An 8254-nucleotide genomic window follows, 5' to 3' on the forward strand; every position below is an offset into this window, starting at 1 on the left:
CGCGCCCATCACCCCGAGTTCGCCCATCGCGCGGACGAGGTGCGCGGGGAACTCGTCGGTTGCGTCGATTTCCGCCGCACGAGGCTTGACCTCTTCGTCGACGAACTCTGAAGCCATATCCTTGATTTGTTTTTGCTCCGCAGTGAGCGCAAAGTCCATGCCTGGTTCTTTCATTGACTATGCTTATGATTTTCTCCTGCGGCGTTTCGAGGTGTACCCCACGAGACTTTTTATCCCCCCTTCCATAATACCGGTACGCTCGAATGTCTCGACACGCCGATGCCCGGCCACCGGCAACTGATGACGACCTCGATTGGTGTCACGATGCAGTTCAGGGGGTCTCCCGCACCTTCGCCCTCACTGTGGATGTCCTCGACGAACCGATGGCATCTCACATCTGTATCGGCTATCTCCTCTGTCGAATCGCCGACACCGTCGAGGATTCGTCATCTATCGCCTCCGACGAGCAGGCCCGCCTCCTCCGACTCTACGACTGCGCACTCGACCCCGACGACGACACCAACGTCGAGGAATTCGTTACTGCGGTGCAGCCGCATCTCCCTCCAGAGGACGAACAGTCCGACGACTGGATGGTCGTCGCCAACACCACCCGCGTCTTCCGGACGTTCGAAGCCCTCCCGACCGATGTCCGCGAGGCGGTTACGCCGCCGGTTCGGGAACTGGTTTCGGGAATGGCGATGTTCGTCGAACGCTACTCGAAGACAGGCGGTCTTCGCATCCAGTCACGTGAAGAACTCGAAGAGTACTGCTACTACGCTGCCGGGACCGTCGGCAACCTCATCACGAACCTCGTGACGCGGGGGAACGTCGACAGCGAGCGACGCTCGCTCCTCTACGACACCGCCGAGGAGTTCGGACTGCTCCTCCAACTCGTGAACATCGCAAAGGACGTACACGACGATTACACATCGGAAAACAACGTCTACCTTCCCGCAGAATGGCTCGAAGACGTTGGCGTCCCACAAGAGGAAGTCATCAATCCAGAACACAACGACCAGACGGCATCGGTTGTGCAGCGAACCGCAACCCACGCCAAGTCGTTCCTCGACGACGCACAGACGTATCTGGAGACGGTTCCCCTCCGCGAGGGTAACACGCTCGCCGCGTGGGCGATTCCGTTCCTCCTCGCGGTCGGAACCCTCCGCGAACTCGTTGCCAACCCCGAACACGCGGTGACGGGCGAGGGCGTCAAGGTATCGCGCCAAGAGGTGTTCGCTGTCGTCACCGCGATGAACGATGCTGGGTCCGACTCGCTCGCGGAGATGCGGGAGGTCATCTCCCGGCAGCCGTTCCATCGCGCGGCGACCAACGCCGACTGAAGGCTATCGAAGACCGTCTGTTCGACCCGCCAGGAATCGCTTTTTCCATCGCGTACATCGATTCGCTTTCGACTGGTTACCGGCGGTTCGGCTCCCTGTTACTGGCAGTTCGGCTCCCTGTTACTGACGGTTCGGCACCCCGCTACTTGACGGGTCGTCCCACCCCTGTCGTCGCACGACGGGCGCAGTTTGGGAGGATTTTTAGTAACCCGACTATAACGGGGGCCTATGAGTACCGAAGAAGCACACGACGACCACGGCCACCACCTGCCGGCGGTTCAGGACTGGCCGCGCGGCTTCGGCGAGGCGAGCTGGTGGCCGTTCGTCACCGCCGTCGGGGGCGCAGGCATCTACACCGGTGCCGGTCTGTACGTCATGGGACAGGACGGAATCGTCGGGCAGATGCTCGGACCCGCCGTATTCATCGGCAGCATATTCCTCTTCCTGGCCGGTATCTACGGCTGGTTGTACCACGCCTTCGTGAGCCACTTCTGGTCGCGCGATGCAAGCCAGAAGAGCGCGTCGAAGCTTCGATGGGGAATGATTGCGTTCCTCGGGTCCGAACTCGCGACGTTCGGTGCCCTGTTCACGTACTACTTCTTCATCCGCGCAGGCACATGGCCACCACAAGAACTTCCACATCTAACCGGGTCGCTGGTGATCGCCAACACAGCACTGCTGATTGCGTCCAGTTTCACGCTCCACTGGGCGCACGTGGCTATCCGTAACGAGAACCGCCGGAACTTCATCCTCGGTCTCGCCGTCACCCTGCTTCTCGGTGTCATCTTCATCGGGGGACAGGTGTACGAGTACTACGAGTTCATCGTCCACACGGACTTCACAATCACCACGGGCATCTTCGGGTCGGCGTTCTACGGTCTCACCGGGCTTCACGGACTCCACGTGTCCCTCGGTGCGGCCCTCCTCGGTATCGTCTTCGTCCGCGCACTTCGCGGTCAGTACTCCGCCGAGCGCCACGTCTCCGTGAGCACGGCCTCCATGTACTGGCACTTCGTGGACGCGGTCTGGATCTTCCTCGTCGTCGTCCTGTACGTCGGCGCAGAAGTCGGCGCGTAATCGACGCGTAGCAGTTCGCAGACAAGGCCGCGACCGATTCTTTTTATATGACTGCTCCGAGACCCACTGGTGCCGGCGCGTCCTGACGGGGGATGGCTGCGAGCGTCCACTGCCATGGGTTGTTCGGACCGCTGCCCCCGAACGAATTGGACGTGTCTGGCTTCTAGACTGGTGGCATCCGTGTTGTCGCCGTACGTACTGTTCCCGGTGAGCGTCGCCACCGATAGTCTCTCTCGATAATAAGCATAAGCCGCTCCCACCGACGGCGTACGCACGTCACCCGAACTGTTCGTTGAACTGGTAGATATCCTCGTCGACGCCGGCGACGATGAGGTCGTCCTGTTCCTCGACGCGGAAGTCAGGGCTGATTTCGGTCACGAGTGTGCCGTCTCGCTCCACGGCGATGACAGTACAGTTGGTTCGGGCGCGCACATCAGCCTCGACAAGCGACTGACCAACGAGATTCGGTGCGTGGGTCCGGACGATTTCGATCTGCGATTGCGGCGCGATGACTTCCTCGTCGAGGACCGTCGAGGCGAGCATCCGGCCCGCGACGGTCGAAAGCGCGAGGACGTAGTCGGCCCCCGCACGGTAGAGTTTCGCGATGCTCCCGGTCTCATTCGCCCTCGCGATGACTTCCGTCTCCTCCGAGATATGCTCGGAGACGAGCGTGGCGAACACCGCGGTCGTGTCGCTGCTGAGCGCGAGGAGCACGCCGCGGGCCTCCGTGACGTTCGCCGCTGCGAGCGTCTGCGGGTCGGTGATATCTCCGACGACGTCGACGCCGGGTTTGTCCTCCTTGTCGACGATAACGTGGGGGACACCGGCGCTCGCCAGTGTTTCGGCCGCGGTCGACCCGACCTCGCCGTAGCCTGCGACGATAACAGTTCCCCGACGAAAGCGACGCGCCGACGAACGCGTGAGTCCACGGAGTTCTTCGAGCTGTTTCTCCCGACCGACGACCAGTAGAATTGTGTGTTCGTCGATAACGGCGTTCGGGGCGGGCGGTGAGACGAACTCCCCCGAGAACCACGCCCCGATAACGTTGACACCGGTCGTTCGGCCGATACCGCTTTCGGCTATCGTCTTCCCCTCGACGGGGCTTTCGCGCTGGACGAGAAGTTCCGCGACCTCGAAGTCCTCGCCGATTTCGATGGCGTCACCGAGGTCCGAAGAGATGGATGTGGTTGCCTTCCCGGCGAGACTCTCACCGAGGAGTCGGCGCGGCGAGACGACCTGGTCGGCACCGGCGTAGTGGTGGTAGTCCACGACGCGCGGGTCTTCGATGAGGCTGACGACCCGAGCGTCCGACGCGACCTGCTTCGCGGCGAGGATGATACTCGCGTTCGTCTCGTCGTCGTTGTCGGCGACGATAGCGAGCGCATCCGGCGCATTCGCGGCTTCGAGCGATTCGACGGATTCGGGGTCGCCGTGGACGACTTCGTATTCTTGTCCGTGGAGTTCTTCGGCGAGGTCGCGGTCCGATTCGAGGATGACGTAGGGAACGCCCATCGAGTCGAGTTCGTCGACGAGGGCGTCCCCTCTGGGCGTGAACGTACAGATGACGACGTGGTCGGTTAGGTCGGACGCCGTCGGCGGTGCCGTCCGAAGGGCGTCCTCCACGAGTGGAACGAGAAACAGCGGGAGCGTGAGGAAGACGGTGGTGACGCCCGTGAGTTGCATCAGGATAGACAGTATCTGAAGCGGTGGCGAGTCCTCCAGGAACGCCGCCTGCTCACCGTATCCGGTCGTCGTGAACGTCTCGACGACGTGGTGCATTGCACCGAGAAACGTCACGTCTCCTCCGACGAACTGCCCCACCGCCCACCGATAGATGAAGGCGTACGTGAGCATCAAGAGCGCCGCGCCCGCGAGATAACGGCCGAGACGCCGTTTGGCCTTCGACAACCCGGGGCCGTCGCCGGTAATCGACATACTCCCGCTATGTACGCCGGTGTCTAAAAAGGGACTCGACCGGTACAGATATCATGAGTCGTCGCCGAGACGCCGCGCTCGCAGTTGTGGTGCTGATTCCTGTCGCGGCGGGTCTATAGTAGCGTTTGCAAGTCATTGCACACCCGCTCGAACGTTGTCGTGCGACCGGATGTGTCACCAGTTGCAAACGCTACTATAGCTGTTTTTCGTCCGAGGTTCTCCCTCTCGTTGGCGCTCATGGGTATCCTCGGCACCCTCGGTCTCGAAGTAGTGTTGTCGCTGAAACAGCCACTGGTCCGTGCGATGTGGGACGAGACGGCGGTTCAGGCCGCCGCTGTCGGTGCAGCGATTATCGCGGTCGCAGTGAGCGTCGCGGTCGTCGGGCCGAGCATACTGGTCGTTGTTTTCTTCGGTACCGTCACCTACCTTCTGTTGCTCTCGGCCGTCGAATTCCGAGCCCGGCGAACCGCGGACTCGAACGACTCGTGATACATGACCTGCGACTCGCGGCTCGCGCCCGTAAACGCATCATGTGGGCAATATTTATCCTCCGACCGGGCGCCATTGTGCGTATGAACACCACGGCACGTGCAGTCGTCGCCGAGTGTGCGGCGGCGCTGGTGACGACAGCACTGCTTGGTGGGTCGTATCTCGGTCTCGACGCATGGGTTGATGGAGAATACAAACGGCTCACGCTCGACCAGCCCGATGACTCGCTTGGCATCGTCCCCGGAGGTGACCGATGAGCTTCTTGGCTGACCTCCGTCGCGGCCGTTACGCCGAACTCGCGCTGGTCGTCGCCACGATAATCGGTCTCGTGGCCGCGTTCGTCCACTGGGCAGGTCTCATTCTCGGTGGTGTGTTGGTCGGCATCCTCGCCACCTCCGTCCGCCGAGCAGTCCCGCAGGGACTCACCTTCGGCGGGGTGGCGGTCGCACTCCACATCGGCATGGTCTGGTGGCAGGGGGAACTGGATGCGCTCTTTGCGATGGAAACCATCTTCGCACTGACCGTCGCTATCGGATTTGTACTGCCGATGCTCGCGGCTGTTGGGGCACGCGCGCTGGTCGGCGATGTCTGAGCAGTCGTTCTCGTCCGCGTCTTCGGTATCGGCACCCTCAGAGGGGACGCGACAAACCCGAAATCGAGTTCTCGCAAGCGGTGTCGTCGCTGTCGCGGGGACGGTGAGTGTTGGCTGGGTTCTCGCAACCGGCACGGGAGCGACTGTCGCCATCGCATGGACTGCCCTCGCGCTGGCCGTCGTCGCGGGGCTTTGGGGATACACGTACGTGCACGCGCCAGAGAACGCAAGCAGTGGAGAGACGTCTGTACACAACAACAGCGGAGAGACACCCGTATACAACAGTCTTGGACTCCCGACCGCGGTGACGCTCTTTCGGGGAGTTGTCGTCGCAGGCGTCAGTGGAATCGCAGGCGTCAGTGGAATCGCAGGCGTCACCGTTCTCGGCGCAACCACCCCTGTGTGGACGTGGGCCGCAGCACTCGGCTACGGGGTCGTTGCCGCGCTCGATTCCGTCGACGGGTCTCTCGCCCGCCGCCTCGGTCGCGTCACCCGTCTCGGAGGCCGCCTCGACACCGCTGTCGACGCCTTCGGTCTCCTCGCAGCACCCCTTGCTGGTGTCGCCCTCGGCGAATTGGCGTGGTGGTATCTCTCGGTTGGCGCGGCGCGGTACGTCTTCGTCGCCGGCCTGTGGTGGCGCGAGCGAACCGACAAACCAACGTTCGACCTCCCACCACGAACCTCCCGCCGCGTCCTCGCCGGACTCCAGATGGCGGTCGTCCCGGTCGCGCTGGCACCCGGCGTCTTTGATTCGTGGATGCCGCTCGTCACCGGTGTCGCGGCGGGCGGCCTACTCCTCGGATTTGGACGAGATTGGCTGTACGTCTCCGGGCGATTACGACCTGTGGATGCTGGCAGTCAGGTGACTTCTGTCGAGAACTAGTTAGTTGGACGAGGGAGAGCCAGCGAGCAAGGGGAGCCAGTGGGTGAGAGGAGACGGCGAGCAAGGGGAGACGGCGAGCGGGTCTTATTCAAGTTGGGCAAGCACGTCGACGTTGTGTGCGATGTACGCCAACTCGTCGGATGCCAACTGTCCGTGTCGTGCTTTGAGCCAGTGGTCGAGCGTCTCGTCGTCGACGCGGTCGGATTCGATGACTGACTCCTCGACGAACCCGAGAATACGGTCGAGGAAGACCCGTTCGTCGTCGTCGTGTGGCGGGTGGACGACCCAGTCGGACCCGCCGGCGGGGGCGACCCGCGCGCCGAGTGGCGGAAGGGCCGAAAAGAGGGCGGGACCCGGTTCCGGGCCTGCCCGCCTTGCGCCGCGGCCCGACCTGCGGGAGGGGGGGGCAATCCCTGCGCATTTACACCTTTGGCGCTGCCGGCCGACCAACGCGCCGAGACTTGAGGGGTAATCTGCAATTCCTTCGTCAGTCAACCGCGAGAGGAGCGATTCGACGGCGCGACGAAGCGGGAGGATGTCGACGACCGCGTGCGCGATGACGAGGTCGATGGCTTTCGGGAGGACCGTCATCGCCTCGAAGAGGTCACTCGTCACGTAGGTAAGCGAGACGCGTCGGCCGTGTCGCTCGATTCTGAAGCCGTCAGTCGTTGGCTCGGCCGTCCAGCCAGCGCCGTGGGACCACTCGGCGAAGGCGGCCGCCGCCTGGTCGGCCATGCCCTGCTTTCGGTCGACCATGATGTACTTAATCTCGTCGTGCGCGTCGAAGACGCCCCACGAGAGGAGTCTGCGGCACATCGAACCGGTTCCAGACCCGACGGAGACGACACGGAGCGGTTCGTCCGGATGCGACTCGGCGCGCTCCTCGAGCAAGTCGATGAGGTGCGCGAGCGTCGGCCGGTGGAGTGCGCGGTCGTCCACCGTTTCCTTCGCATGGAGATAGCGGACGAACTGTTCGTCGTGTCTAGTCACGCACGACTCGTCACGGCCGGATGGTATAATCGTTCGCCCGAGTTGTCCCGTTACCCCACCCAATCTCGTTCGACCGGGTCCCCGAATCCTCGTTTATCGGCCGAAACTGTCAATACAGAACACAAAAATGTAGTATAAATGGACTATTCGCTCGTTTCGCCCGGAAAGTATTTGATTCGCTTCCGGTGATGTAACCCCAAATGGATAGCGAGATTATTGACGCGGTGACTGGGTGGGACTCCGCACCTACGGACCGAGGATACGGGGGCCTCCGGTCACTCGCAGACGACGGCTTCACAGGCGCCGTCGTAGCCGGCATGACGTGGGGCTTCATGCTCAACGGTCGTCTCCTCGGTGTATTCGACGGGGACATAGCCGACTTCGACGGCGAATCGTTCGAGGCCCATCGCGCGCCTGACTCATCGTTGCCACTGCTCTATGCGATGCAAGAAACCGGCGGCGACATCCGTGCGCAATACTACACGGAAGAGACACCGCTGAGCGACGCGGACGGAACGCTCTCGGCGGGTGGCTTCACCGGCTACGTCGAACTCTCCGAGAACGTCCTTTCCGGCGACTACTACATCGTCTACCACGGGGGGAAATCGATGAGCGCCGCCTTCGTCGGAAACAGCAAGCGTCTCATTACGGGCGATGAGGCGTTGGAACGGGCAACCGACGAGATTGGTATCTACAAGGTCTTCGACGTCGACATCGACCTCGTCGAGATTCCGGACGACGGAATCGACGACTCGGCAGCGAGTGACGACGAATCGACTGACGTTGCTGCCGGCGCTGGCAGTGCCGCCGCTGCCGCCGGGACTGAGCACGACTCGGACGCGCCTACCGAGGCCGAACCCGTCGAACCACCGACTGACGACGCTGTCAGAGACACCTCGCAAACAGCGGAGCGCGGCGGAGACGCCACCGCCGCTTCGGCTGAACCGG

At 62.6% G+C, this 8254-nt stretch carries 9 protein-coding genes and 1 pseudogene; 7 read left to right on the forward strand and 3 right to left on the reverse strand.

What is annotated here, in order from left to right; genetic code table 11:
- Positions 1–159: acyl-CoA dehydrogenase family protein (locus tag QT222_RS11225; RefSeq protein ID WP_491477233.1), on the reverse strand; the 159-nt coding region annotated here is incomplete at its 3' end.
- Between the two features lie 104 nt (positions 160–263).
- Here QT222_RS11225 and QT222_RS11230 point away from each other — a divergent pair.
- Both QT222_RS11230 and QT222_RS11235 read left to right on the forward strand, forming a co-directional pair.
- Positions 264–1340 carry a phytoene/squalene synthase family protein gene (locus QT222_RS11230; RefSeq protein WP_004572522.1) on the forward strand — a complete coding sequence of 359 codons (1077 nt, stop codon included), beginning with the start codon at positions 264–266 and terminating at the stop codon, positions 1338–1340.
- A 228-nt stretch (positions 1341–1568) separates the two neighbouring features.
- Positions 1569–2417 carry a cytochrome c oxidase subunit 3 gene (locus tag QT222_RS11235; RefSeq protein WP_004572523.1) on the forward strand — a complete coding sequence of 283 codons (849 nt, stop codon included), beginning with the start codon at positions 1569–1571 and terminating at the stop codon, positions 2415–2417.
- 276 nt (positions 2418–2693) lie between these two features.
- Here QT222_RS11235 and QT222_RS11240 read toward each other — a convergent pair whose 3' ends face one another.
- The gene (locus QT222_RS11240) at positions 2694–4352 is read right to left on the reverse strand and encodes a potassium channel family protein (protein ID WP_491477228.1); all 1659 of its coding nucleotides are present in this window, start codon (positions 4350–4352) and stop codon (positions 2694–2696) included.
- Positions 4353–4589: 237 nt separating this feature from the next.
- Between QT222_RS11240 and QT222_RS11245 the strand changes: the two genes are divergently transcribed.
- The 4 genes from QT222_RS11245 (at position 4590) to QT222_RS11260 (ending at position 6316) form a co-directional block, all read left to right on the forward strand.
- A complete protein-coding gene (locus QT222_RS11245; protein ID WP_491477229.1) occupies positions 4590–4841 on the forward strand; it encodes a hypothetical protein in 252 nt (83 codons plus the stop codon).
- 83 nt (positions 4842–4924) lie between these two features.
- Positions 4925–5098: a hypothetical protein gene (locus QT222_RS11250; RefSeq protein ID WP_491477230.1), complete on the forward strand. Its 174-nt coding sequence runs from the start codon at positions 4925–4927 to the stop codon at positions 5096–5098.
- Positions 5095–5433 (forward strand): hypothetical protein, encoded by a 339-nt coding sequence (locus QT222_RS11255; RefSeq protein ID WP_004572527.1) that lies wholly within the window; start codon positions 5095–5097, stop codon positions 5431–5433. The genes QT222_RS11250 and QT222_RS11255 overlap by 4 nt, the downstream gene beginning before the upstream one ends.
- A complete protein-coding gene (locus QT222_RS11260) occupies positions 5426–6316 on the forward strand; it encodes a CDP-alcohol phosphatidyltransferase family protein (protein WP_491477231.1) in 891 nt (296 codons plus the stop codon). The genes QT222_RS11255 and QT222_RS11260 overlap by 8 nt, the downstream gene beginning before the upstream one ends.
- A gap of 84 nt (positions 6317–6400) precedes the next feature.
- On the opposite strand, the gene QT222_RS11265 is transcribed toward QT222_RS11260, so the two are convergent.
- Positions 6401–7306, reverse strand: a complete 906-nt coding sequence (locus QT222_RS11265; RefSeq protein WP_491477232.1) for an SAM-dependent methyltransferase — start codon at positions 7304–7306, stop codon at positions 6401–6403.
- A 200-nt stretch (positions 7307–7506) separates the two neighbouring features.
- Between QT222_RS11265 and QT222_RS11270 the strand changes: the two are divergent.
- A pseudogene (locus QT222_RS11270) lies at positions 7507–8254 on the forward strand (DUF7527 domain-containing protein); the annotation flags it as partial.

This window comes from Haloferax sp. s1, from assembly GCF_058382125.1.